The sequence below is a fragment of the Fibrobacter sp. UWR3 genome (assembly GCF_900143055.1).
Classification (GTDB): Bacteria; Fibrobacterota; Fibrobacteria; order Fibrobacterales; family Fibrobacteraceae; genus Fibrobacter.
Genome location: NZ_FRCW01000009.1, coordinates 16,078 through 40,516 on the forward strand (window position 1 = coordinate 16,078; position 24,439 = coordinate 40,516).

The following is a 24,439-nucleotide window of genomic DNA, read 5'->3' on the forward strand; positions in this document are numbered from 1 at the left end:
ACAAAATCTCTATACCTATTGATCCCGCTATCTTGCACTGGCATAAATCTCCGCTTTCAGTACAAGATAAAATAATCAAAATAAAGTTCAATAGAGCGCAATGCAAATAATTTGTAAGAAAAAAGTTTACTTTGCGACGAGAAAATAATTTTTTGATATGAAAAAGCCCCGCACAAGGCGGGGCTGAATTTGAATGGGAGATCCCCGCCTGCGCGGGGATGACAGAACCAAACTATCTACCCCTCTTCATCTGCTTGAGGAGGGCGCTCATTTTCGGGGGCTGGGCAACCACGTTCTTCTTGGGCGCAAAACCCGGGCGATCCTTGCCCGCAATCTTGTTCTTGAGGTCAGCGATGGTCGCATGGCCCTGGATGCCGCCCTGCGGGCGGGCATTGCCGCGAGCACCATCGCGGCCGCGGCCACCGAAGTTCCCGCGAGAACCGCCGACACGCTGGCCGCGAGGGCCAGTCACACCCGCACCTGCCACACCGTCGGTAGATTCCTGCTTCATCGAGAGGCTGATACGCTTCTGGTTCGCATCTACGGCAACAACGCGCACCTTCACGACATCGCCCACGGTCAGGACTTCCTTCGCGTCGGTCACGTACTTGTCGCTGATTTCAGAAATATGCACGAGGCCATCCTGGTGAACGCCAATGTCCACGAACGCGCCGAAGTTCGCCACGTTCGTGACCACGCCTTCCATCCAGCTGCCCGTAACGAGGTCGTTGATGGTCTTGATGCGGTCATCGAATTTCGCATAACGGAATTCCTTACGCGGGTCGCGGCTCGGCTTCTGCAGTTCCTTCACGATATCGTCGAGGGTAGCCTTACCCACCTCGTCGGAGAGGAACTCATCGACCTTGATAGCCTTCACCGCTTCGGCATTGCCCACGATATCCTTCACCGGAACACCCACCTTCTCGGCCATCTGTTCCACGAGGGCGTAGTTTTCGGGGTGCACCGCGGAATCATCCAGCGGGTTTTCGGCACCCGGGATGCGCATGAAGCCCGCCGCCTGCTCGAAGGCCTTCGGACCGAAGCCCTTCACCTTCTTCAGGTCTTCACGGCTGGCAAACGCGCCGTTCTCTTCGCGGTACTTCACGATGGCTTCCGAAAGCGTATTGCTGAGGCCCGCCACATGGGCAAGGAGCGGAGCGGAAGCGCTGTTCACGTCCACACCCACCATGTTCACGCAGCTTTCCACCACTTCGTCGAGGCGTTTCTTGAGTTCGCGCTGGTTCACGTCGTGCTGGTACTGGCCCACGCCGATAGACTGCGGGTCTACCTTCACGAGTTCGGCAAGCGGGTCCTGCAGGCGGCGGCCAATCGAAATCGCGCCGCGGGTCGTCACGTCTTCCTTCGGGAATTCCTGGATGGCAATCATGCTTGCGCTGTAAACGGAAGCGCCGGCCTCGCTCACGATAACGCGCGGCGGAACCTTGCCCTTGAACTTGAGGGCCATCTCGCCACAGAAGGCGTCGGTTTCGCGGCTCGCGGTTCCGTTACCAATGGCGATGAGGTCAATCTTGTACTTGTCGATGAGCTGCATCAGGTACACAGCGGCACCGGCCTTGTCGTTCCACGGTTCATGCGGCTTGATAATGCCATGATCCATGAACTTGCCGTTTTCGTCGAGCACAGCCACCTTGCAGCCCGTACGGAAACCCGGGTCGAGAGCGAGCACGGCCTTGTGACCGGCAGGGGCGGCAAGCAGAACGTCTTGCAGGTTCTTGCTGAACACCTTGAAGGCTTCCTCTTCGGCGGCGTCCTTGAGCATCAGGCGCACTTCGCTTTCCATGCTCGGCTGCAGCAGGCGTTCCCAGGCGTCCTGGCACATGGCCTCCAGGTACGGAGTCCAGGTCGTTTCGCCCTTGATAATCTGGGTCTTGAGGTAGCCGACCATTTCGTCGTTCGGCACTTCGATGGTGAGGCGCAGCACCTTCTCCTTTTCGCCACGGCGGAGCGCAAGCATGCGGTGGCTCGGAATCTTGCTGACCGGCTCGCTGAAGTCGTAATAGTCCTTGAACTTTGTCTCCTGCTTCTCGAAATCCTTCTTGACCTTGGAAACCATCACGCCGGTCTTTTCCATCTTGGCACGGAGGTACTGGCGGAATTCGGTATTGTCGGCAACCTCTTCGGCGAGAATGTCGGCGGCACCCTTGAGGGCGGCCTTCGGGTCGGCAAGGCCCTTCTCCTCGGAGAGGTAGATGCGGGCGATTTCTTCGGCGGTGTTGCCGGTATTTTCCTGTGCCCACATCAGGCGAGCCAGCGGTTCAAGACCGAGTTCCTTCGCGATGGTCGCGCGGGTGCGCTTCTTGGGCTTGTACGGGGCGTAAATATCTTCGAGGAGAGTCTTGTCCTTGCAGGCCTCGATCTGGGCCTTGAGTTCGGGAGTGAGCTTGCCCTGTTCCTCGATGCTCTTGAGCACCGTTTCCTTACGGTCGGCAAGTTCCTGCAGATAGTCGCGACGGTGGCTGATGTCGCGCAGTTCAATTTCGTTCAGCGAACCCGTCTGGTCCTTGCGGTAGCGGGCGATAAAGGGGACCGTGCCCCCCTGGTCCATGAGTTCAAGCGCCTTAGCGACGCGCCATACTTCGAGCTTCAGTTCTTCGGCAATAATTGCGGAAAAATCCATGTTCTATTCCTATATGTAGATTTTTAGGGTCATAAATGCCCTGGGTTGACAAAGGCGGAATATAGCAAATGAAAATGTCAGTTTTATGACAGAAAAGGCCTTTTTACAAGAAGCATTTTTTGCCACGCACCGTCAAAGCAGCCCTATTTCGTTGAATATCAACGTTTTAGCCCGATTGTGAAAAATCCCACACAACATTACCACAACCGGAAAATTTTTGGTATTTTAAGGAAGACGTCCAACAGGAGTTCCGGATGAAAAGACTTATCGCCATCGCCATGTGCGCAATTTTTGCGGGGTGCCTAGAGCCCCAGCAGGTCAAGGTAGAAATACCTGCCCAAGAGACGCACGCCAAGGCGGAGTCCGTTTTCGACAGCGGCCTGGGTTGGACCCCGGTAAAGACGGTCAAGGTTTTCACGCTCGGCGAAAAGAAGGTCGAGGTGGAACAGATTGCCGTAAGCAGCAAGCAGGATATCGACAGGGCCCTGAAGGAAGGCGCCAAGCACTGGATTACGGACTCAATCTTTATACACGAATCCGCAGACTTTATACTCATCCGCGAATACAGGCGCGACGCTCCACGGTTCTACGAATACCCGCGCAGCCAGTTCGTATTCGAGTTTCAGCCCAAGTAGATTTCGGGATTTTTAGAATAGAACCTGCGATGAGTCCAGCCGTACCAGAGGGCTGGATTTTCTTTTATGCGGGATTCGAGCCAGGCGTTGAAGGCGGGCATGACACCGCCGGGCTTTGAGCTTTTATCGCAGGGAGCGGAAGCTTCATTGCAAGTGTCGGATGCGCGCGGCAGTTCAATCGCATGGAGCACGTGAATTGTTTTCGAGATGCCGGGAACGTCCGTTTTAGACTGTCCGCGGCAATCCTCCAGCCAGCAGATATACACGGGCGTCTCGGGGCGGTGCCGGAGCAGAAAGTCCGGGAGCGGGTTGTTGCGCACGGGCCTGTGCATGAACTCGCCATCGAGCGCACTCGGGATGCGGCTATCCTGATCGGCCAGCAGACAAACTAACTTCCCATCACCCAGCAGGCGCAAGAACTCCCGCGGGGTGCGCGCATCTACGCCGTAAGGGCGACCATCGACGGCCCGAATTCGCTTGTCCAAAATGCGGTTGAGCCAGGCAGGCCTTAGCGGGATGTAGCTTGCCACCAGCGGGATTCCGAGGCGGCAGAGCCAGGGGCCAATCGCCTCGTAGTTCCCGAAATGCGCCGTAAGGAATATACCACCACCGCGCATCTTCTCGAGGACCGGTGCAGAACCTTCCGCAAGGGCAAAGTCCCAACCCTCGATGCGGCAGGGGTACGCCGATACTTCGCGGGGCAACTTCTTGAATGTCGGGAACCGGAAAAGGAGTTCACCCGCGTGGTGCGCGAGATTGCAGATGAGCGTGCCGTAAAACTTTGAGTAACTCGTGCCATAGACATGCCGCAGGTTCGCGTACACCGTAGAGCGCTTCCACCCGCTGGAGCGGAGCACGAAACCGGCGGTTCGCGCGAACACTTTCGACATGATGGAACGGAGTACGGGCATATTACAGCAAAATATACTTAAAAATTGATATGATACGCACCGTATCATTCCCATAAAAATATTGAAAATTTTTGTCTAAAAAATTAAGTTTTTACAACAATTTTCTCATTTTTGTATCATTCCAAGTATTGCTTTTTCAAAATACAGAAGATAAATTTATAGACATGAAACCGATAACCGAATACAAGGACTACCGCAAGTTCATGCAGGACTTCTACGACGAGCGCAAGCGCACGGGCGCGTTCTCGTGGAGGGAATTCTCGAAACTTGCGGGGTTTGCATCCCCCACCTACCTCAAGCTGGTATGCGAAGGCAAGAGTGGCCTGAGCAAGGTCAAGATGTTGCAGGTTTCCAAGGCGATGGGGCTCACCGGTTACGAGGAGGAATACTTCTCGCTGCTCGTGACACTTGCCAAGGCAACCAAGGATGCCGACAAGAAGGCAACGCTGCTCAAACTGGAAAAGATTGCAGTCGAGCACAAGGTGCGCGTTGTCGATAGCGAAGCCTTCCAGTATTACGAATCCTGGAAGTACCCGGTAATTCGCGAACTTGCGCCAATGATGCCGGGAGCACAGCCGCGAAAGATTGCCGACGAGTGCAAGGAATATGTTTCCGCCGAAGAAGTCCGCGACATCCTCGCCTTCCTGGTGAAAGCAGGGTTCCTGAAGAAGGACGGCGAGAAGGCCTATTCACAGACCGAGAAGGCTGTCATCGGTTCGGCAGAAGCGCAACCTATTGCCATCCGCGCCATGCACAAGGAAATGGGCAATATGGCCGTGCGTGCGGTAGACCGCTACAGCGCAAGCGAGCGGTACTTTACCGGAATGACCATCGGCGTGAACGAATCCAACTATGCACGCATCGTCGCCGAAATCGATGCCTGCGCCAAGAAAATCGCCGCCATCGCAAACGAGGGCGGCAAACTGGACCAGGTCTATGGCCTGAACTTTCAACTTTTCCCGTTTACAAACAAGATAGAAGGAGTGAACCATGCTTAACCTCAAGAAGAATCTCTATATCGCAGGCGCGTTCGCCCTTTGCGCTCTGGCAGCCTGCTCTTCGGATAACCCCTCTTCGGCGGGCTCCACGACCATGCCGAACGCGACTGCCGAAAACAGCAGTTCTTCGGACGAGGTGACAACAAGTTCCTCGGACAACGCAATTACTAGTTCGGCAGACGAAGAAATCAACAGCAGTTCCTCCGTAAATTCTTTCGTTCCAGGTAAAGGCATCGTCTTCACGACCGCAGCCACATCGGTAAAGAAAATCAATCAGGGCGAAGTCACCGTCTACGGCAATGAAAACGGAGCGGAAGCGACCTGTTCCGCAGGCAAGTACGCCAGCACGAAGAAATACCTGGCGAGAATCAGCATTGCCGACGGTGAAACCATGGAACGGACAATCGGGTTATACAACTTCGGAAGTGCCTGCAACGATATCTACAAGGCTTTCCAGGAATCGTGCAATTCCGGCTTGGTAGATGTCGCACCAGATGCAGTATGTAGCGGGAACGGAGACTTAAAGGCTTTCTGCTACGCTTCCAAAACTGATTCCGTTACGACATGCAATGCAAGAGGCGAATGCGTCACAGCAGGGCCGGATTCCACAATCAACTTCGACACGCTTCTTGAAAGTTTCACCAAGGAATCCAACGATATCTGCGGCACCATCGCAGACGGTGTAGACACGACAGAATACGACATTCCCAAATCAGACCCCGACAGCAGCATCAAGGCGAATTCCGGCAGGGTATTCATCCTTGAACCTAATACAGATAAACTAGATGTTACCGATGAAGAGCGTGCGGTTCTGGACAGTCTTGCATCGGCTTTCCCGGAAAAACGCAGGATAGACGAAATCGACGGCATGACCATTTTTATCAACGACGATGCCGAATACTACTTCACGACGGAAGGCAAGAAATTCATCCTTAACGAAGATGACAACACCTGTACCGGAAACATATATGCGGAAGAACTTGGTGTAATGCGTTCCGTATCAAAATACGGCAACTGGCGTGTAACCAATACAACTACCCTCCTGGTTCGCGACATCGGAATTGTATACCTGGTCAATGACGGTACCGGTTCGGCCAAGGAAGTTTTCCAAGCGGAATGCGAAGCGACAAACGGTTCTTATTACGAATATATCGAGAAGGCATTTGGATGTGCCGTAAAGAATTTCACCGGCATTCCGTTCGAAACCATCGTTAGCGAACAGGAAACCTTGAGTAGGAACAATTTCAATATTCTTCCGGAATTCACTCCGCGAAACTAGAACGCACTAAAAATTATACTAGATTGTTATCCGTTGCGGCACGTGTCGCGACGGAGTTTTTTTATGGCAATTTTCAATAGCATTCTCGAAACTATCGGCAACACGCCACTCGTACGCATCAACAAGTTGAACAAGGGCGACGCCGAAGTCTACGTAAAACTCGAAAGTTTCAACCCGCTCGGCAGCGCGAAAGACCGCGTGGCGTTCAACATGATTGAGCGCGCCGAAAAGGAAGGCAAGCTCAAGCCGGGCGCGCTCATCATCGAGCCGACCAGCGGCAATACGGGCGTCGGACTCGCCTACGTGGGTGCGGTAAAGGGCTACAAGGTGGTGCTCACGATGCCCGATTCCATGAGCGTCGAGCGCCAGATGCTCCTGAAGGCGCTCGGGGCCGAGGTCGTGCTGACCGAAGGCGCGAAGGGCATGGCGGGCTGCATCGAGAAGGCGAACGAGATTGCGGCGCAGAACCCGGGAAGTTTCATTCCGCAGCAGTTCGAGAATCCGGCGAACCCGGAGGCGCACTACCTCACGACGGGTCCCGAAATCTGGAACGATACCGAGGGCAACGTAGACGTGTTTATCGCGACGGCGGGCACGGGCGGAACCGTAAGCGGTACGGCGAAGTACCTCAAGGAAAAGAACCCGAACGTTTATGTAATCGCCATCGAGCCCGATGACTCCCCGATGATTAGCAAGGGTGTAGCGGGTCCGCACAAGATACAGGGAATCGGTGCGAACTTTATCCCGAAAATCTACGACCCGAAGGTGGTCGACGAGGTGTACCTCACCAGCACGGAGAAGGCCGGGAACGCGGCCCGAGCGGCAGCAAGCGAAGAAGGCATCTTCGTCGGGATTTCGTCCGGAGCGGCTCTGGAATGCGCGTTGACGGTTGCGAAGCGCCCCGAATTCAAGGGCAAGCGAATCGTCGCGCTCCTCCCCGATACGGGCGAACGCTACCTGAGCACCTGGCTCTGGACGGAAAAGTAGCCTGTATAGTTATATTTCAATAAACAAGTATTCGAAAATAGGAGATTCACCAAATGGTCATTACCGTATTTATCCTGTACCTGCTGATGATGCTCGGTATCGGATTCTACTTTTCCAAGAAGGCGAACAGCCTGAACGCTTACTACCTGGGCAACCGCGGCATGAACAAGTGGGTGGTCGCGATGTCCGCGCAGGCTTCCGACATGAGCGGCTGGCTCCTGATGGGCCTCCCGGGCGCCATCTTCGTGAGCGGTTTCTCCGAAGCGTGGATCGGTATCGGACTTGTCATCGGCACATACCTCAACTGGAAAATCGTGGGTCGCAGGCTCCGCAAGTACAGCCACTTCTGCGGCGACTCCATCACGCTCCCCGACTTCTTTGCGAACCGCTTCCGCGACAACAAGGGAATCATCCGCGTTATCGCCTCCATCTTCATTCTCGCCTTCTTCCTGTTCTACACGGTTTCGGGCTTTGTCGCAAGCGCCAAACTCTTCGGCACCATCTTCGGCATGGACTACACCACGGGCCTTATCATCGGTGCGGTCGTCGTGGTGAGCTACACCTTCATGGGCGGTTTCTTCGCCGTGTGCTGGACGGACTTTATCCAGGCGACCATGATGCTCATCGCCGTCATCGCCATTCCCTCGATTATCATGGCAGGTTCGGGCGGTTTTGCAGCCACCATGGATGCGGTGAACGCGCAGAATCCCTACCTGATGAGCCTGTTCACGAACGCTACCACCGGCAAGTCCATCGGGCTGATTGCGTTGATTTCTAGCCTCGCCTGGGGTCTCGGCTATTTTGGCATGCCGCATATTCTGGTGCGCTTCATGAGCATCAAGAACGCCGAAGACATCAAGTTCTCCCGCCGCGTCGCCATGACCTGGGTCACCATCTGCCTCGGTGCCGCCATCATGATTGCAATCCTCGGCCGCTACTATGTGGAAGCGAACGGCATTACCGTCGCCGACCCGGAACGCATCTTCATGATTCTCTGCCAGACGCTCTGCCACCCGGCTGTCGCCGCCATTCTCATGGCTGCCATCCTTGCCGCCATCATGAGCACCGCCGACTCGCAGCTGCTGGTTTCGGCATCTGCATTCAGTAACGACCTCTACAAGCACCTGTTCCGCAAGAATGCGAGCAACAAGGAAGTCATGTGGGTGAGCCGCGGCGTGGTCGTACTCATTACGGTTATCGCGGTCATCGTCGCCATGCAGGGGGCGCCCAGCGCCAACGGCGCTGCACAGGGCAAGAGCTTCCTCGATGTGGTGATGAGCCTCGTGAGCTTTGCCTGGGGCGGATTCGGCGCCTGCTTCGGCCCGATTATGCTCCTTGCCCTGTTCTGGAAGCGCACCTCGCTTCCGGGCGCCATCGCGGGTATGCTCGTGGGCGGCATCACCGCATTCGTGTGGAAGTTCTACCTCTCCGGATTCTCCGCCGAAATCTTCCAGATTTACGAACTGGTGCCCGGCTTCGTGCTTAGCTTTGCGACCATCGTGATCGTGAGCCTCTGCACCAAGGCCCCCAGCAAGGAGATTCAGGAGGAGTTTGACGCTGTGGAACACACGCGCCTGAGCGATATGAAGCTGTAACCTAGAACGGGCTTACGCCCTACAGACGAAAGTACAAAAAAGGCCTGCTCGCAAGCAGGCCTTTTCATTTTCTAGAGTTTCATCCCGTATTGGGAACGCGATTCCACTAGGCTTACTCGACATCCTTAATCGTGCAGTCCATGGACTCGCCCGCCTGTGAGGTAATCGTGCTGTCGGTACCCACAGAATAGATGAACATCGAAAGCGATGCATCCTCTTCGCGTAACGGGAGCATCAGCAACGTGGAGCGCTGGATATCGTAGTGACCTTCATGCTTGTTCACCACATTGTCGCCAACCGAAGTTTCATAGGCGTACGAACTATCGAGGAATTTAAAAATCTTCGTAGAATCGCCATCGGCACATTCATAAATCTTGTTCTGAATCACTTCGGCCTTGGAGACCTTGCTCTTCTGGACAGCGACGCTAGCCTTAATCGCTTCGCTGTAATCGCCACCGTCTACAGAGTACAGAATTGTGTCGTCTTCATCGGCATTGTCGGTTTCTTTGACGACGAACGACATTTTGAAGCCTTCTTTCACTTTTTCCACAATCTTTTTGGCGGCATCGGTTTCGCTATACTGCACGCCGCTATTGCCCTTTTCAATACTCACCACGCCACCCGCAAAATCCGTATAGGTGACCACCCACAATTCGTCCGGAATGCGAAGTGCCAAAACGCCCTGCTTGCTGCCAGTCGACAGGTAGACTGTCTGGTCAAACAGCTTGAGTTCCATATTCTTCAGCAGATCTTCCAGTTTCGCAGCGCGGGCACCTTCCGGAAGCACTATCGAAGATGAAGAAACTTCAGAAGACGAGGATTTTGCATTGTCCTTCCCCGAAGAAGAACTATCGTCTTCTGCCCGCAAAGAGGAGGACGAATCATCTTCGTTGGAAGAAGAGGATTCTTCGGAAGAAGGGTCCGCAGAAGCGGAAGAGGAATCGTCACCGCAAGCAGCAAACACGAACGCCGACGAAATCAAAAGAGCAAGAAACCTATACTTCATATTCTAAAATATAGTTTATCAAGAAACAGGAAGCCCGTTCTTGCTTGAACGGGCTTCCTAATTTACGCCATCGCTTATCGTAGCGTCACGAACTTGTTCGCAAGCACCTTCCCACGGGCATCAAGCAGCTTCGCCACGTAGCGGCCGGCGGGGAGCGACTCGAGCGAAACATGCGCGAACCCTGCCACCTGCTTGGAAAGCACCGCCTTGCCCGTCACGGCAAACAGCGAGAGCGTGCTGCCCGCAGGCGCGGTCACATGCATCGAGCGGTTTTCAAGTTGCATCGCCGGCGCGAAGTTCGCCACCTGACGTGCATCGCGCATCTTGGTAACGAATTCAGTGCCTTCAGGTGCGCCGACAATCGTCCCGCGGCCCACCGTACTCATGTACACCACGCCAAACGTGTTCATGTCGCCCTGCACGAAGTTTCCGTTACCCGGACCACCGAACTGATGCTTGTCATCGTTCACGCGTTCAAAAGTCTTGCACTTGTCGGTACTGCGGTAGATGCCGATCGGGTCACCTTCCTTCGCGGCACCCCAGATAAAGATGGTCTCGTAGTCGGCACCTTCCTTGGCCTTGCCGATACCCACGGCGATTGCAGTCGATGCGCCCTCGCAACGGTTCCAGGTCTTGCCACCATCTTCCGTATAGGCAAGCCCGTTCTCGCTGAAGCCCTTCGGGAGCCACATCTGCGCCTGGTCCATCGGGACCCACACGTGGCCTTCCCTGCCCGGCACCGTGCGGATGAGGCCGCCGCCGTTGTAGTATTCGCCCGCGGCGTCGTTCTGCAAGCGCGCACCATATTTCGCGAAGCTCTTGCCACCGTCATCGGAGCGGTACAGGTTCGCCTGCGCATCCATCACGTAGAACACATCCGGATTCACGGGGTCCGCGACAATGCGGGAATTCTGCGTCTGCCCGCCGTCGAGTTCCACCGCGGTCCAGGTCGCGCCGTTATCGGCGGAGCGGTACGTGGTCGAGCCCATCTCGGGCCGGTGCAGCATCACCTTGCCGTCGGCGGAGAGCACCACCATGCCCTTCGGACCCTTGAGCGTAGTCTTCACGCTGTCCCATGTCTTGCCCATGTCGTCGCTGCGGTACATCACGTTGTAGTTGATGCTTTCGTACTGGCCGTACACGGTAATCACGCCCGTGCGCAGCAGGCTACCGCTGAGCGGCGCGAATGCCATCGTCTCGGTGGAGCCGACCGTCGGCGTATGCCTCTGGGCGCTCGCGTTGATATCGGTATAGACGGCGCCGTCGTAGTCGCCAATCGCGGTCACCAGCGGGCCGCCCGGAATGCTCACGATATCGAGCGGGACGGTTTCCTCGATGCCGCGGGACATGAACTTCCACACGGGGACCTTCGCGGTGATGTCGTCGGTCATGAAAATGCCGTTGCCGCTCGTGACCCACGCCTGCTTGTTGTCGAACGGGTTAATCTCGAGCGAACCCGCCCAGTGGATGGCGTTGCCCGGAATCCAGTCCGTGCCGTTCGCGTCAATGTTGATGCCGTCGCCGTAATGCTGCCCGTGAATCCACGTCTTGCCGCCATCCGTGGTCGTGTAGATGCGGTCGCCGTAGTTGTCGCGCTCCTCGCCCTTCGCGTTCTTCGCGAGGTGACGCCCCGTGTACTTGCCGAGCGTCGAGACCACGATATACTTCGGATCCTTCGGGTCGATGGAAATGCCGCCGTAGGAACTATAGTCCTTCTCGTAGGTGGTGGGGCTCTGCTCGTGCGTCACCGAATCACTCGGGGTGATATCTTCCCACGTGCCGCCCGCGATGTTGTACTTGTAGACCGCGCCACTGTTGATGTTGTGCGGGCCCGGACCGTCGGCATAGGTGATGTACATGTCGCCACCCACAATCTTCGCGCGGTGGGGCATCAGGTTCGCGGGGCCACCCGATACGGTCTTCCATGTGGCACCGCCATCGTTACTCACCTGCAGGTTGTCCTTCGTTTCGGAGATGCCGATGTAAATCGTCTTGGTCGAGCCGTCGGCGTTCTTGCCCTGTGCCTCGTCGAACACCACGAAACTGATACCATTCACGTTGGTGAGGCTGTTCCCTTCGGCATTGGAAAGCGCGACCTTGTAGGCGCTCGTCCACGTCTTGCCGTAGTCGCTGCTCTTGTAGAGGCCCTTCGTGCGACTCCCGCAGAAGATAATGTTCGGCTTGTTCGGGTCCACCGCGAGCTTTTCGCCGGTCTGGCGGCCCATGCCGTTGCCGTGGGCGAGCATTTCCACGTAGCTCGTGTCCCAGGTGGCGCCGTAATCCTCGCTCCGGAGCACGGCAGTCCGGCCCTGGCTAAAGTAGCCCGTCCCGCCGAGCACGTAGATGCGCTTCGGGTCGGTCGGGTCGAGCGCGAACGCCTCGGTGCCGTACAGGCCCTTGTCGTTCTCCGAGATCCAGTCCATCAGCGGGATCCACCTCTTGTTCTCGAAATCGAAGCGGTAGATGCCGCCCACGTCGGTACGCGCATAGAGCACATTTTCGGCCTTCGGGTGGAAGATCACCGCCGACACGAAGCCGCCTCCATCGAAGCGGACATTGCCCCAGTTGTAGTTTTCGGCCTGCGAAAGGCCCGCACCCGCCGCGACCAGCGCGGCACCCAGCATCAATTTTTCGAACATATTCTTACCAAACATAAAGGTACAACACCCCCATACACCGGATATGAAAATATATTATTGGGTTCCGATGCGTCACAGAATGCCGCCGGGGCGCCCCAAAAGCGTTTATGCAAACACAACAAGGCAAAAATCGCCCCAAATTTCCAGAATCCCTTTACAAAACGGCCTTTTTTATTAAATTTGGAACACTCGCGGGAGTAGCTCAGTTGGTAGAGCGCGACCTTCCCAAGGTCGATGTCGAGGGTTCGAGACCCTTTTCCCGCTCTAAAAAAGAAAAGCCACCCAATGGGTGGTTTTCTTTTTTATGGGTCGGGAGAAAAAGGTGGCGAGAACCCTCGAAGAGGGTTCGGCACAAAAGTGCCGTGGGCACGAAGTGACCATGAAATAGGCACTTTTTGAGCTTGATGCGAGCCTGCGAGCATCGAGCCCGTAGGGTTGACAATCAGCCGCGCAGCGGAGTCTGATTGTCAACAAACCCTTTTCCCTTTTCATAGTCGGGAGAAAAAGGTGGCGAGAACCCTCGAAGAGGGTTCGGCATAAAAGTGCCGTGGGCACGAAGTGACCATGAAATAGGCACTTTTTGAGCTTGATGCGAGCCCACGAGCATCGAGCCCGTAAGGTTGACAATCAGCCGCGCAGCGGAGTCTGATTGTCAACAAACCCTTTTCCCTTTTCATAGTCGGGAGAAAAAAGTGGCGAGAAACTTCAAAAAGAGTTCTTTTTTCTATCATTGTCGCATGCATTTCCGCAAAAACGTTTTCAGTATATTCGCCGCGACCATCGTGCTCACCGCTCTCTGCGCAAGCCAGAGCGCCGCAGAAGAGGAAAAATCCCTGTGGCAGCGTTTCGTCGACTGGTTCAAGCCCGCCCCCTCGCTCGAAGGCGAAGGCCCGCTCTACGACGAACTTCGCGAACTGGAAACCCAGATTGACCGCATCGAAGGACGCTACTCGCGCGAACGCAGGCCCGGCAACAAGACCCGCCTGAAAAAGGAAATGGAAGACCTTAAAACCAAGCGCGAAAAGCTTATCGACAGGATCCGCGAAGAGGAAAAGGCCAAGAAAAACGCTCCCGCCGTACAGCCTGTCGCAGCGAGCAGTTCTGCGACCGCCGCTGACACCAGCAAGGCCGCACAGGCGGACATCTGCACGCCCGACACCGTCTTCGTGCGCGACACGGTCATCGTTCACGATACGTTGTACGTAATAGTTTCCGGAAAGCCCGGCGAGCAGCAGGCACCCGCAGCGCAGTCCAATACAGCGAAACCCGCCGGAGAAGCCTCCCCCACGGATTCCGCGACAGCCTCGCAGGCCATACCCGCTGCGGATTCCGCTACGGTTCCAGGTAATAAGTAGGCCTCACGCCCAGCAGTTTCTCGTCGGCAGCAAGCTCTGCCGCCGGCTCATTGCGCCCGACAACAAGCGCGCTGTCAAAACCCGCAACATACGCGCCGTACACATCCGTCCCGAGCGTATCGCCAATCATAACCGCCTTCGCGCCCGCGGGCAAGGTCGCGCGGACCTTCTGCCATATTCCGGGGAAAGGCTTGCCGAAATATTCCGCAGCGCAGCCCGTCTCCCGGCGCAGGCGTTCGCAAAGTTCGCCCGAAACAGGCGCACGAGTCCCGTCAATCCGCGGGGCCCACGCATCCGGGTTCAAGACAAGCAACAGCGCTCCGGGCCGGCGCAAGATAGCTACCGCCTGCGCGTACATCTCGTCCGTCGCCGTCGAAGAAGAAATCGCCACCACGGGCGAAACCGGATTCTCCACGGCAGCAATCCCGCATTCGGCGAGCACGTTCACGCCCGTCGCACGCCCGATGTAATAGACCTCGCGACCGGCATCAAAAGGCGAGCCACCCACAGGCAGACGCGACAACCAGCCCTTCAGTAAACTCCCGGAAGAAATCGTTTCCGCAACGGTGAAATCGAACCCGCGGGCATCCGCCTCATCGGCGAGAGCCTGATCCAAGTTCGACGCCGCATTCGTGACCAGACGGATTTCCTTGCCCACGCGACGCAGTTCAGCGAACCACTCCTTCGCGCCCGGGTACACGAAATCGCCCCGGTTATAGAGCGTGCCGTAACCGTCAAAGCAGAATGCATCGTAGCGGTCGAGAATATCGGAGAGGCGCACGCGCGGCGGCTCCCCATCGGGGGTCGTACGGCCAGAAAAAGCGCCCGACTTTTCGACAAGCGCGCGATACCGCCCGTATATTTCGAGTTCAAGTGCTTCCATCGGCAAGCGAAATGCGCTAGGCGTCGCTTCTCAATATGCCGTAGTCACGCCCTTCTACAGGAATTACCAACTGCATCTTGGAAAGCGTGCCGATATACTTCTTGAAAACAGCCTTGAAATCTTCGCCCAGCACCTCTTCGTCGTCATTTTCGAGGTTGTAGGCGACATAACTTCCGTCCGCAAAAATCGAAATACAGCAGTCCCACGTGATATCGCCTTCCTGTTCTTCCTGGTCGTCGTCGCGGTCCTGGCTTTCGAGCATGAGCATCGGGCGCGGAGCCGGGATAGCCTCCGCATGGCCGTTCTCATAGACAAAGTAATTGCGGCTGATGAGTTCGTGTTCCAGCGCCATCGTGGAAGGCTCGCGTTCAAACTCGCCACGCAGGCGGCGGATATTGCCGAGGTCGTCCTCGTAGGGGTCCTCGAAATCCTTCGGGAGCACAATCTGGTAGTAGTCGAACTGCTTGCCGCTCGCCGCATACGTGTCCTTCCACGCCTGCGGAGGTTCGGGGCGCAACGTCAAGAAGTCCTCGAAAGAATCAAGAATGTCGTGAAGGCGGGACTCCCAGCCTTCGCCCCTCTGGGCTTCAATCAACTGCATCAGGTTGCCCAGGCGCTCTTCGCCCGAGATGGAAGAAAGTTCCTCGCTCGGCACGCCGCTCATATCAAATTCGTTCATATTTTTCATTCCAAGTCAAACATTCATTCCTGGATCCTTCGACTTCGAGGCTTCGCCTCTCCGCTCAGGATGACACATTACCACTTTTCAACGGTCTTTATGGTCAGGCTCATCGCAATGTCCTTCTCGTAGTACGCGGGTTCGTTGATGAAGATGGGCCACACGCTCTCGCGCCCGTCAGCCTCGCCTTCGTACAAAATGTCCTTGCCGTCGAAGGTGCGGAAAAGTTTGTCGCCCTTCTTAAGTTCGCGATAGTCTGCCCCAAGCAAATCCGGGTGAATCATCGCCTCGATGGGTGCGCCCGCCCAAGCCTTCGGGTAACCGAGGTCACGCAACTGCGTATAGACCTCCACCTGGATGGGGGCACGCTTCTGCAGTTCCCCGCGGTTCCATTCATCCGCAAGTTCCAGGTAACGCTTTACCAGCTTTTCGGTCCGTTCGAACAGGCGGGCATCCAGCGTGCCGTGCTGCTGCGGGCCAATTTCAATACACACGTCCGCCTTCGCGACCGTGCCGAAGTAGGGCGACGCGGAGCGCTCCTCCGGCTGGTAGTAAATCCAGGCGTCATCGAATTCCTGCGTCAAGACGGCGGAGGCCTTCATCGTGAACGGGTCACGTGCCGAAAGAATCAGGCACAGCCCCATATTCGAGCCCGTGTTGTGCACGTCGAGCAACAGGTCGGTCTTCGTGTTTGCTCCCTTCGGGCCGTAAATGCGGTTGAGTTCGCGCGCACGGCGAAATTCATACTGCTGCGGTTCGAAAGACGCGTCTAGACAAGTTTGCGAAAAAGAACGGTTCAAATCAAAGTCGCGGTAACGCCGGTTGAGCCGCATGGCCTCCGGGTTCGCAAGCACCAGCGAAACCTCTGCGCTGGGGCAGCACGCACTGTAACATTCGGGGTGGTCCATCCACTTCTCGACAAGACGGACTCCCGTGCGTTCATTCCCGTGCGTTCCGCCAGAAACGACTATGGAATTAATCAAACTCATACTATTTATTATAGAAAAATTTATATTCCCTTTAAACAGGAGTCCTTATGAAAAAGCACCTCATCCCCTTTGTCGCCGCGATGGTTTCTCTTGCCGTCTTCGGTTGCAGCGAAACCAAGACACCTGCCACGGAAAACAAGGCGGCAGAAACCGTCGAGAAACCCGCCCCGGTTGAAAACACCGCAGTCGAGAAAGCCTCGCCTACAGAAAACGCAGTCGAAGGGACAAAAACAGTGACCCTCGCGAATGGCGCAAAGGTAATCTGGATGCAGGACAACCAGGGCGAAAAACTGAACCCGCGCAGCCTCTTCAGCGATGCAAGCGATTCGCTATTTGCAAGCCTGAACATGCCCGACGGCATCCCCGCCTCGGTGAGCACTTTCCTCGTGCAGGTCGATGGCAAGAACATCCTATTTGACGCGGGCCTCGGCGCCTTCGGCGGGCAGACGACGAAACGTCTCGAAGCGCTCGGCATAAACGCCGACGACATCACACTCATCTACCTGACGCATTTCCATGCAGACCATATCGCGGGCCTTATCACAAAGGACGGCGAAGGCAAAGACGTGAAGGTCTTCAAGAACGCGAGCGTCTATGCGGGCAAGGTGGAATACGACGCATGGATGAACGACATCCCGAAAAACGACTTGCAAAAAATGGTCATGGAAATCTACAAGGACAGCATTCATTTGTTCGCATTCGGCGACAGCCTCCCGAACGGAGTCCTCGCGTTTGATGCCATCGGGCACACTCCCGGCCATACCGTTTTCCAGTTCGGGAACCTGCTCGTGATCGGTGACCTGATGCACGGTTACGCCCTGCAGAAGGACCACCCCGAAATCAATTCCAACTACGACATGGACAAGGAAAAATCCATCGAGAGCCGCAAACGCATCATGCAATACGCCCGCGAAAACAAGCTCCTGATGGCGGGCATGCACCTGCCTCCCCCGGGATTTGCGGAATAGGTTAAGGTGTGAGTAGAAAAGGCTTCGCCTTGACTTTATAACCTTTCAGCGGAGAACAACATGCCAACCCAGAACAGAAAAGAAATCCTGAAAAAAGAGGGATATGTGGAAACCAGCGGTCCGGGCGGAACACGCCGCATATTCACGCCGGAAGAGTACAAAGCGTTCATGGAAGAAATTGATGCCTATCCCGACCAACACAAGGCTGACATGCTAAGGCGCATGCTGAAACCGGTGTATCACGAGCCCGAGAATAAAAAGGATTAAAAAACGGGTACTCGCCCTGTATTTTTTCTACATTTGCGCGCATGGATCTGGATTTCAACCGCAAGCTTTCCATCGCGCCGATGCTAGACTGCACCGACCGTCACGAGCGCTACTTTCTGCGGCTGATTTCCAAGCACATTCTGCTCTACAGCGAGATGGTTGTCGCAAACGCGGTGCTCCATGCAAAGCCGGAGCAGTTCCTCGGGCACGAAGCCTTCGAGCACCCCGCAGTTCTGCAGCTCGGGGGCAGCAACCCGGCCGACCTCGCGCAGGCAAGCAAACTCGTGGAATCCGCGGGTTTCCAGGAAGTGAACCTGAACTGCGGATGCCCTTCGGACCGCGTGCAGAACGGGAACTTCGGGGCTTGCCTCATGAAGGATAAGAACCTCGTGGCTGACTGCTTCAAGGCCATGCAGGACGCAGTTTCCATTCCCGTCTCCATCAAGTGCCGTATCGGGGTCGACGAGTTCGACAGCTGGGAATTCTTCACCGATTTTGTACAAACTATCCGCGATGCGGGTTGCAGGGTTTTCATCGTGCATGCGCGCAAGGCCTGGCTCCAGGGTTTAAGCCCCAAGGAGAACCGCGAGGTCCCGCCGCTGCACTACGACTTCGTACACCGCCTCAAGGCAGAGATGCCAGGCCTGAACATCAGCATCAACGGCGGCATCAAGACGCTCGACCAGGTGGAAGAGCAACTGCAGGACCTGGACGGAGTGATGGTCGGGCGAGAAGCGTACGAAAACCCGTGGTTCCTGCGCGATGCCGACGAGCGGATTTTTAACGACCTGCGACCGGCGAGCGACAACCCCGCAGACATTATCGCCGGCAAGGCACGTCCCGCCACCCGCAAGGCGCTGCTCGAGGCCTACCTCCCCTACGTGGAGAAGCAGACCGCCGAAGGCTGCCCCGCGACCATCCTCGTTCGCCACCTGTACGGGCTATTCACCGGACTCCCCGGCGCCCGAAAGTTCCGCCAGATGCTGAGCAACAACGCCCCGCGAGCCGCACAGTTCGGCGGTGCCGCGGCACTTATCCGCCAGGCAATGGACCAGGTGACCGAGTAATTTGCGTTTTTCGGTAAAAAACAGCCCCGTCCGCACCCCCTAGTCTGCCCTAAAATCCCTCTTTCCCCTTGACAAAAGGCCAAAATATTTCTCTATTTGGGGGCACATTTTTAAGTTTAACCTTTAACGGAGATACAACCATGCCTTGCGGAAAGAAAAGAAAGCGCAGGAAGATTGCGACCCACAAGCGTAAAAAGCGCCGTCGTCGTGACCGTCACAAAAAGAAACTTCGCTAATATCCGTTAGCATCTTCTTGTGATTTCCAAAAGACGGAGTGAAAACTCCGTTTTTTAGTTTTTTTTGTTTTTAGGGCTTGCCCAAAGGAATCAAAATGATTGATCGCAACAAGCACTTCCTCCGCCTGATGGACTGGAGTGAAGAAAAAATCCTCGAAACCGTCGAAATCGCCTCCCGCCTGAAGGCCGAGGTTCACGCCGGCAAGGTGTCTGACCGTCTGCACGGCCAGAACATCGCCATGTTCTTCGAGAAACCCTCGCTGCGTACCATCACCACGTTCCAGGTGGGCATGAACCAGCTCGGCGGCCACGCCGTGCTCCTCGCCCCGGATTCCATCGGGCTCGGCAAGCGCGAAAGCGTCAAGGACGTCGCCCGCTGCCTCAGCCGCTGGGTGAACGCCATCGTAGTCCGTTGCTTCAAGCAGCAGCTGGTGGAAGAACTCGCCGAATTCGGCAGCGTCCCTATAGTGAACGCCCTCACCGACGACTGCCACCCCTGCCAGGCCATCGCCTTCGCGCAGATGATCAGCGAGAACCTCGGCGGTTTCAAGAACGCCGATGGCAAGCCGAAGACTGTCGCCTTCATCGGTGACGGCAACAACGTGGCAAACTCCTTCCTCGCGCTCGCCTCCAAGGTGGGCATGAACTTCACTCTCGCCTGCCCCAAGGGTTTCGAGCAGCCGAAGAACGTGGTGGAAGAAGCCGCAGCCGGCCTCAAGAAGCACGGCTGCCAGTACCGCGTGTTCAACGACCCGAAGGAAGCCGTCAAGGACGCCGACATCCTCTATAGCGACGTCTGGGTGAGCATGGGCCAGGAAGGCGAAAAGGCCGAAAAGCAGAGCCACTTCCTCCCGTTTCAGATCAACGACGAACTCCTGAAGCTCGCTCCGGCACACTGCAAGGTGAGCCACTGCCTGCCCGCACACCGCGGCGAAGAAATCACGGATTCCGTGATGGACAACCTCGACGTGAACATGAGCTTCGAAGAAGCGGAGAATCGTCTCCATGCACATAAAGCCGTTCTCTGGCAAGTCATGACTCCTTTTTCCCGATAAGCTTCGCTATACTGCGTTGTTCGGCCTCTCACGTACCTTTTAGTACGCTACGAGGCCTCGCGCCTTGTCTAGCTCGCTTCTCTGAAAAAAGTTTTTCGCAACCCTTTTCTTAAGCAAAATGCGTTTTTGATAAAAAATTATTAAGTGAAAAATCCCGCCAATCCGCGGGATTTTTTCGTTATTTCGCGATAAAGTCGCTGGGCTTGACGCCGTAGAACACGACATCGTCTATCCAGAATTCGGTCTCGTCGTAGGAGGCTATCGAGATGGTCGTCACCGCCTTGCTGATGACATCCCAACCGAGATTGCCGTACATATCGTCGCGCGGCTTGAAATTAGCAGGCTTTATGACGCGCCGCACCCAGCCATCCGTATTGAGGGTATCGTAAGCGAGCGTCTTGCCTTCTTCGTTCGAACTGCCGAGCGTCTCAAGCGTAATCGAGATGACGCCGTTCCCGCGGGCATAGAACACGATAGAATCCGTTGCAGACAGATCGCACGGAGATTCCTCCGGGCAAACCCAGATTCCGTAGAACGACCAGCGTCCGCGCCCCGCAGAAGATACCCAGTGCAAGGCGTTGCCGGCACGGTCCGCACCCGCTTCCACGAAGAATTCCTCAATGTCCTCGCGCGTCTCGGGCACCATCGCCACCTCGGGAGTCGTCTTCACGCTCGTATCCGTAGAAGACATGTAACCCGCCTCGCTTATACCGAGTTCCCGGATAACGAACTGCGCTTCCGCAGATTCGAAGTCCAGCACCTTGACAGAATCCGGTTCAAACGTGCGGACATTCGCGAGCGTTTCCTTCCCGGGCCAAACTTCCGCATATTCGTCCACAATACTATCGCCCACAACCACACGCAGGTCATAATCATACGCCGGGAGCGAATCCATCTCGTAGAACCCTTCACTATCGGTCTTTACAAGACGGTCGGTTCCATACACCTGAATCCAAGCATGGTCAACGCCTTCCGGTAGGTAAACCCTACCACGCATGCTCCCCGTCTTTGCCAACACAAACCGCTGACCATCGAATTCGCGCAAGTCTTCGGCAAAAATCTTCCGGAACAGGCCCTTGCCCTTATCTACAATCTCGATCGTCGCCACATCAACACCGAGACTATCGATACGGATACAGCCCAAGGAATCCGTCACAAATTCCTCATAGTATTCCGGTGCAGCGGAATCTCCGTCAATACTGCGGACAAAACTTGCGGCACGCATACGGGCCAACACACCTGCCGCAGGCACGGAATCCTCGTGAACGACCTGAATCAGGTAGGCATTCTCTGTCTCGACCGTGCTGATGCCCGCCACCTTGTCGTTCGAGCACGCACAAAGAATCACGGTCACAAGGAATAAGAGGAACTTCTTCATTTTCTCGCGCCCTCCTTTTTCACCTGATGGCCATTCTGCACTTCGGCAACCGGGTAAAGGGCAAATACAAACTGCATCGCCTTGTTCGGCACCTTTACCTCACCCACCCTCTTCTGCACCTGGCGCCTGAATTCAAGCGTCATCTCGTTCAGGTCGGCAAAGCAATCTTCATCGACACCCACGAGCAGCGAAGATATATTGCGCCTCGCAGGCTCAATGGAAACCAGAGCGTTCTGCGCAAGGGCGAGCAACTGGTTCTGGTAACTGCGTATGGCGGCAGTCTTCGTGGGCGAACTTCCCGATGTAAAGTTCGCTGTCGTTGCCGCATAGCGTTCCGATGCGAGCGGAGTAATGAGCTTTAGGTCCTTGAGCACCTTTATGGCTTCGCGCACCTGGTCTTCCGAAACAGTCGGCGTAATCTGCTTCACCAGGCGCGAGACTTCGGCATGCCCACCGTTCATCTCGATAAGCGCGCGTACCACGGGAATCCACCACTTGCTTAAGAACAGGTATTCGCTCGGATTGAACTTGCGCAGGTCAACATCCTGCAGGGCAAGCGCCATCTTGTAGAGTTTGTCCTTCTTTGCGGGCGACTTTGTCTTGGACGCCGCCACCAGAATCTCGAAAATCTCGCCACTGCGGCCCTTCAGGTCCAACAGATCCTTGGCCAGCGGAATACTGCGGTTGGGCAAGTGAAGTTCCTTGTTCAGCACGCGGAACACCTGGCTCGTTTCCAGACTGAGCTTCTGCCCCAACATCTTGTAAGAATACAGGGGCATCTCCAGCTTGCGCTGGGTATAGTAGTTCTTCAGCAGATCCCTGTAATCGCTTATTTCGTCAATATTCAGCATAGGCACATTCTAGAAAAGACAATTATCCAATCAATAAAATAATCTATTCTGGCCTAAAAAAGGCGCCAGTAACTCACCCACCATTGAAAAAATTACAATGAATTGTTATAAAACAGCCCCATTTTGCCCCTTCAAGTAGGTAATTTCTTATCTAGGAAGATATTTCCGCCAATAAAGTTTCACATCCACACACAAAAAAAATCCCGCCGGTAAACTCCGGTGGGATTTTTTAGTTGCGAAAGATTCCCGCCTTCGCGGGAATGACGATAAGCGGGAATGACGACGCTAGATCAAACCTTCAAAGAAGTTGTTGCCCTTGTCATCCACGAGGATGAAGGCCGGGAAGTCCTTGATGGTGATCTTGCGGATGGCTTCCATGCCGAGTTCCGGGAAGGCCACGATGTCGTTGCTGAGGATGTTCTGTTCAGCGAGGATGGCTGCCGGGCCGCCGATAGAGCCGAGGAAGAATCCGCCGTACTTCTTGCAGGCGTCGGTCACGTCCTGGCTGCGGTTGCCCTTCGCAACCATGATCATCGAGGCACCCTTGCTCTGGAAGCGCATCACGTACGGGTCCATGCGGTTGGCAGTCGTCGGGCCGAAGCTGCCGGTGGGCATGCCTGCCGGAGTCTTGGCCGGGCCGGCGTAGTAAATCGGGTGGTCGGACACGACCTTGAGCACGGTCTTTTCTTCGTCGGTGAGTTCTTCGCCGCGTTCCTGCTTGTCGAAGATTTCGGCAATCTTTGCGTGAGCCATGTCGCGGGCCACAATCATCGTGCCCTTGAGGCTGAGGCGCGTCTTCACCGGATACTTGGTGAGGTCGGCGAGCACTTCCTTCATCGGGCGGTCAAGGTCGATTTCAACGGCCGGGGCGAGGTTCACGGCATTGCCAGCCGGAATGTAGTTTTCCGGATGGTGTTCCATCTTTTCGAGCCAGAGGCCGTTCTCGTCAATCTTTGCCTTGATGTTACGGTCGGCAGAGCAGCTAACGCCGATAGAAACCGGGCAGCTTGCAGCATGACGCGGAGCGCGGATCACGCGCACATCGTGCACTAGGTACTTGCCGCCGAACTGGGCGCCAATGCCCGTCTTCTGGCAAATGTGCAGGACCTTTTCTTCCATTTCGAGGTCGCGGAAAATGCGACCGCCTTCGGAACCCGTGGTCGGAATATCGTCGAGGTAGCCGCAGCTAGCGAGCTTCACCATGTGGGTGTTCATTTCGGCAGAGGTACCGCCAATCACAATCGCGAGGTGGTACGGAGGGCAGGCCGCAGTACCGAGCGTCTTCACCTTTTCGGCGAGGAACTTTTCCAAGGACTTCGGGTTGAGGAGCGCCTTGGTCATGGGCCAGTAGTAAGTCTTGTTGGCAGAGCCACCGCCCTTGGCCACGAACAGGAACTTCATCTCGGCGCCTTCTTCGGCGTGGATGTCGATCTGGGCAGGCAGGTTGCAACCGGTGTTCTTTTCTTCGTACATGGTCAAGGGTGCAATCTGGCTGTAGCGCAGGTTCTTGGTGGTGTAGGCGTTGTAGATGCCTTCCGAAATCGCTTCGGCATCGTCGAAGCCGGTCCACACCTGCTGGCCCTTGTGGGCAACGCAGATTGCCGTACCGGTGTCCTGGCAGAACGGGAGGATGCCCTTGGCGGCAACGCAGGCGTTCTTGAGCATGGTGAGGGCGACAAACTTGTCGTTGTCCGAAGCTTCCGGGTCCTGCAAAATCTTGGCGACCTTCGCCGTATGGGCCGGGCGCAGGCAGAATTCGACTTCTTCAAAGGCTGCCTGGGCAATCTTGGTGAGCGCCTCGGGGGCGACCTTCAGAATCTTCTTGCCTTCGAATTCGGCGACGGAAACGCCGTCTTTACCGAGGTTCACGTATTCGGTAGTATCTTCACCGTGCTGGACGGTTGCTTCGTATTTGAATGCCATAATTTGTGTCTCTAGTGAGGGGTTAAATTTTGATTCATAAGATAAAAATTGCCCCGACCGAAGGGGGCGGTCTCGCCAGGCGTAATGCCTTTTTTTGTAA

General features: G+C 55.8%; 20 protein-coding genes and 1 tRNA gene. 11 read left to right on the forward strand and 10 right to left on the reverse strand.

The features are described 5' to 3' along the window. Window positions 1-232 precede the first annotated feature (232 nt). Window positions 233-2,638 (reverse strand): Tex family protein, encoded by a 2,406-nt coding sequence (locus tag BUA44_RS11690; RefSeq protein ID WP_072812236.1) that lies wholly within the window; start codon window positions 2,636-2,638, stop codon window positions 233-235. 254 nt (window positions 2,639-2,892) lie between these two features. Between BUA44_RS11690 and BUA44_RS11695 the strand changes: the two genes are divergently transcribed. Continuing rightward, window positions 2,893-3,273: a hypothetical protein gene (locus BUA44_RS11695; RefSeq protein ID WP_072812239.1), complete on the forward strand. Its 381-nt coding sequence runs from the start codon at window positions 2,893-2,895 to the stop codon at window positions 3,271-3,273. Here BUA44_RS11695 and BUA44_RS11700 read toward each other — a convergent pair. Further along, window positions 3,261-4,184 carry a lysophospholipid acyltransferase family protein gene (locus tag BUA44_RS11700; RefSeq protein WP_072812241.1) on the reverse strand — a complete coding sequence of 308 codons (924 nt, stop codon included), beginning with the start codon at window positions 4,182-4,184 and terminating at the stop codon, window positions 3,261-3,263. The two genes, BUA44_RS11695 and BUA44_RS11700, sit on opposite strands and share 13 nt — an antisense overlap. A gap of 164 nt (window positions 4,185-4,348) precedes the next feature. On the opposite strand from BUA44_RS11700, the gene BUA44_RS11705 reads away from it, so the two are divergent. The 4 genes from BUA44_RS11705 to putP all read left to right on the forward strand — a co-directional run bounded on the left by BUA44_RS11705 (window position 4,349) and on the right by putP (window position 9,043). After that, window positions 4,349-5,182, forward strand: coding sequence for a TIGR02147 family protein (locus BUA44_RS11705; RefSeq protein WP_072812243.1), 834 nt, complete (start codon window positions 4,349-4,351; stop codon window positions 5,180-5,182). Further along, a complete protein-coding gene (locus tag BUA44_RS11710) occupies window positions 5,175-6,461 on the forward strand; it encodes a hypothetical protein (RefSeq protein WP_072812245.1) in 1,287 nt (428 codons plus the stop codon). Before BUA44_RS11705 ends, BUA44_RS11710 begins: the two co-directional genes overlap by 8 nt. 63 nt (window positions 6,462-6,524) lie before the next feature. Then, window positions 6,525-7,448, forward strand: a complete 924-nt coding sequence (cysK, locus tag BUA44_RS11715) for a cysteine synthase A (RefSeq protein WP_072812247.1) — start codon at window positions 6,525-6,527, stop codon at window positions 7,446-7,448. Between the two features lie 53 nt (window positions 7,449-7,501). After that, window positions 7,502-9,043, forward strand: coding sequence for a sodium/proline symporter PutP (gene putP, locus BUA44_RS11720; protein ID WP_072812249.1), 1,542 nt, complete (start codon window positions 7,502-7,504; stop codon window positions 9,041-9,043). Window positions 9,044-9,155: 112 nt separating this feature from the next. On the opposite strand, the gene BUA44_RS15735 is transcribed toward putP, so the two are convergent. Both BUA44_RS15735 and BUA44_RS11730 read right to left on the reverse strand, forming a co-directional pair. Next, entirely contained in the window at window positions 9,156-10,049 is an 894-nt protein-coding gene (locus BUA44_RS15735) for a hypothetical protein (protein WP_072812251.1), read from the reverse strand. A gap of 74 nt (window positions 10,050-10,123) precedes the next feature. After that, complete coding sequence (locus BUA44_RS11730) at window positions 10,124-12,703, reverse strand: VPS10 domain-containing protein (protein ID WP_255370548.1); 2,580 nt, start codon at window positions 12,701-12,703, stop codon at window positions 10,124-10,126. A gap of 176 nt (window positions 12,704-12,879) precedes the next feature. On the opposite strand from BUA44_RS11730, the gene BUA44_RS11735 reads away from it, so the two are divergent. Together BUA44_RS11735 and BUA44_RS11740 are read left to right on the forward strand one after the other, a co-directional pair. Then, window positions 12,880-12,952 (forward strand) — tRNA-Gly (locus tag BUA44_RS11735). 473 nt (window positions 12,953-13,425) lie between these two features. Beyond that, on the forward strand, window positions 13,426-14,043 hold the full coding sequence (locus tag BUA44_RS11740; protein ID WP_072812255.1) for a hypothetical protein: 618 nt from the start codon (window positions 13,426-13,428) through the stop codon (window positions 14,041-14,043). Here the strand turns inward: BUA44_RS11740 and BUA44_RS11745 are convergent. The 3 genes from BUA44_RS11745 to BUA44_RS11755 all read right to left on the reverse strand — a co-directional run bounded on the left by BUA44_RS11745 (window position 14,021) and on the right by BUA44_RS11755 (window position 16,594). Next, entirely contained in the window at window positions 14,021-14,926 is a 906-nt protein-coding gene (locus BUA44_RS11745) for an HAD-IIA family hydrolase (protein WP_072812257.1), read from the reverse strand. The genes BUA44_RS11740 and BUA44_RS11745 overlap by 23 nt on opposite strands. A 16-nt stretch (window positions 14,927-14,942) precedes the next feature. Beyond that, window positions 14,943-15,605, reverse strand: coding sequence for a hypothetical protein (locus BUA44_RS11750; RefSeq protein WP_255370549.1), 663 nt, complete (start codon window positions 15,603-15,605; stop codon window positions 14,943-14,945). A 77-nt stretch (window positions 15,606-15,682) separates the two neighbouring features. After that, window positions 15,683-16,594, reverse strand: coding sequence for an aspartoacylase (locus BUA44_RS11755; protein WP_255370550.1), 912 nt, complete (start codon window positions 16,592-16,594; stop codon window positions 15,683-15,685). A 47-nt stretch (window positions 16,595-16,641) separates the two neighbouring features. On the opposite strand from BUA44_RS11755, the gene BUA44_RS11760 reads away from it, so the two are divergent. The 4 genes from BUA44_RS11760 to argF all read left to right on the forward strand — a co-directional run bounded on the left by BUA44_RS11760 (window position 16,642) and on the right by argF (window position 20,187). After that, entirely contained in the window at window positions 16,642-17,562 is a 921-nt protein-coding gene (locus BUA44_RS11760; RefSeq protein WP_072812259.1) for an MBL fold metallo-hydrolase, read from the forward strand. A gap of 60 nt (window positions 17,563-17,622) precedes the next feature. After that, window positions 17,623-17,829, forward strand: a complete 207-nt coding sequence (locus BUA44_RS11765) for a hypothetical protein (RefSeq protein WP_072812261.1) — start codon at window positions 17,623-17,625, stop codon at window positions 17,827-17,829. A 41-nt stretch (window positions 17,830-17,870) separates the two neighbouring features. Further along, window positions 17,871-18,896 (forward strand): tRNA dihydrouridine(20/20a) synthase DusA, encoded by a 1,026-nt coding sequence (dusA, locus tag BUA44_RS11770; RefSeq protein WP_072812263.1) that lies wholly within the window; start codon window positions 17,871-17,873, stop codon window positions 18,894-18,896. A 331-nt stretch (window positions 18,897-19,227) separates the two neighbouring features. Beyond that, window positions 19,228-20,187, forward strand: a complete 960-nt coding sequence (gene argF / locus BUA44_RS11775) for an ornithine carbamoyltransferase (RefSeq protein ID WP_072812266.1) — start codon at window positions 19,228-19,230, stop codon at window positions 20,185-20,187. A gap of 178 nt (window positions 20,188-20,365) precedes the next feature. Here the strand turns inward: argF and BUA44_RS11780 are convergent, their stop codons facing one another. From BUA44_RS11780 to BUA44_RS11790, 3 genes are all read right to left on the reverse strand, one after another. Further along, window positions 20,366-21,565 carry a hypothetical protein gene (locus BUA44_RS11780; protein ID WP_072812269.1) on the reverse strand — a complete coding sequence of 400 codons (1,200 nt, stop codon included), beginning with the start codon at window positions 21,563-21,565 and terminating at the stop codon, window positions 20,366-20,368. Then, window positions 21,562-22,416 (reverse strand): DUF4423 domain-containing protein, encoded by an 855-nt coding sequence (locus BUA44_RS11785; RefSeq protein WP_072812272.1) that lies wholly within the window; start codon window positions 22,414-22,416, stop codon window positions 21,562-21,564. The genes BUA44_RS11780 and BUA44_RS11785 overlap by 4 nt, the downstream gene beginning before the upstream one ends. Before the next feature lie 285 nt (window positions 22,417-22,701). After that, window positions 22,702-24,339, reverse strand: coding sequence for a fumarate hydratase (locus tag BUA44_RS11790; RefSeq protein WP_072812275.1), 1,638 nt, complete (start codon window positions 24,337-24,339; stop codon window positions 22,702-22,704). Between the last annotated feature and the right edge of the window lie 100 nt (window positions 24,340-24,439).

Coding starts and splice junctions, on each gene's coding strand:
- BUA44_RS11690 (WP_072812236.1), bottom strand. CDS start 2,638: ATGGATTTTTCCGCAATTATTGCCGAAGAACTGAAGCTCGAAGTATGG.
- BUA44_RS11695 (WP_072812239.1), top strand. CDS start 2,893: ATGAAAAGACTTATCGCCATCGCCATGTGCGCAATTTTTGCGGGGTGC.
- BUA44_RS11700 (WP_072812241.1), bottom strand. CDS start 4,184: ATGCCCGTACTCCGTTCCATCATGTCGAAAGTGTTCGCGCGAACCGCC.
- BUA44_RS11705 (WP_072812243.1), top strand. CDS start 4,349: ATGAAACCGATAACCGAATACAAGGACTACCGCAAGTTCATGCAGGAC.
- BUA44_RS11710 (WP_072812245.1), top strand. CDS start 5,175: ATGCTTAACCTCAAGAAGAATCTCTATATCGCAGGCGCGTTCGCCCTT.
- cysK (WP_072812247.1), top strand. CDS start 6,525: ATGGCAATTTTCAATAGCATTCTCGAAACTATCGGCAACACGCCACTC.
- putP (WP_072812249.1), top strand. CDS start 7,502: ATGGTCATTACCGTATTTATCCTGTACCTGCTGATGATGCTCGGTATC.
- BUA44_RS15735 (WP_072812251.1), bottom strand. CDS start 10,049: ATGAAGTATAGGTTTCTTGCTCTTTTGATTTCGTCGGCGTTCGTGTTT.
- BUA44_RS11730 (WP_255370548.1), bottom strand. CDS start 12,703: ATGTTTGGTAAGAATATGTTCGAAAAATTGATGCTGGGTGCCGCGCTG.
- BUA44_RS11740 (WP_072812255.1), top strand. CDS start 13,426: ATGCATTTCCGCAAAAACGTTTTCAGTATATTCGCCGCGACCATCGTG.
- BUA44_RS11745 (WP_072812257.1), bottom strand. CDS start 14,926: ATGGAAGCACTTGAACTCGAAATATACGGGCGGTATCGCGCGCTTGTC.
- BUA44_RS11750 (WP_255370549.1), bottom strand. CDS start 15,605: ATGAACGAATTTGATATGAGCGGCGTGCCGAGCGAGGAACTTTCTTCC.
- BUA44_RS11755 (WP_255370550.1), bottom strand. CDS start 16,594: ATGAGTTTGATTAATTCCATAGTCGTTTCTGGCGGAACGCACGGGAAT.
- BUA44_RS11760 (WP_072812259.1), top strand. CDS start 16,642: ATGAAAAAGCACCTCATCCCCTTTGTCGCCGCGATGGTTTCTCTTGCC.
- BUA44_RS11765 (WP_072812261.1), top strand. CDS start 17,623: ATGCCAACCCAGAACAGAAAAGAAATCCTGAAAAAAGAGGGATATGTG.
- dusA (WP_072812263.1), top strand. CDS start 17,871: ATGGATCTGGATTTCAACCGCAAGCTTTCCATCGCGCCGATGCTAGAC.
- argF (WP_072812266.1), top strand. CDS start 19,228: ATGATTGATCGCAACAAGCACTTCCTCCGCCTGATGGACTGGAGTGAA.
- BUA44_RS11780 (WP_072812269.1), bottom strand. CDS start 21,565: ATGAAGAAGTTCCTCTTATTCCTTGTGACCGTGATTCTTTGTGCGTGC.
- BUA44_RS11785 (WP_072812272.1), bottom strand. CDS start 22,416: ATGCTGAATATTGACGAAATAAGCGATTACAGGGATCTGCTGAAGAAC.
- BUA44_RS11790 (WP_072812275.1), bottom strand. CDS start 24,339: ATGGCATTCAAATACGAAGCAACCGTCCAGCACGGTGAAGATACTACC.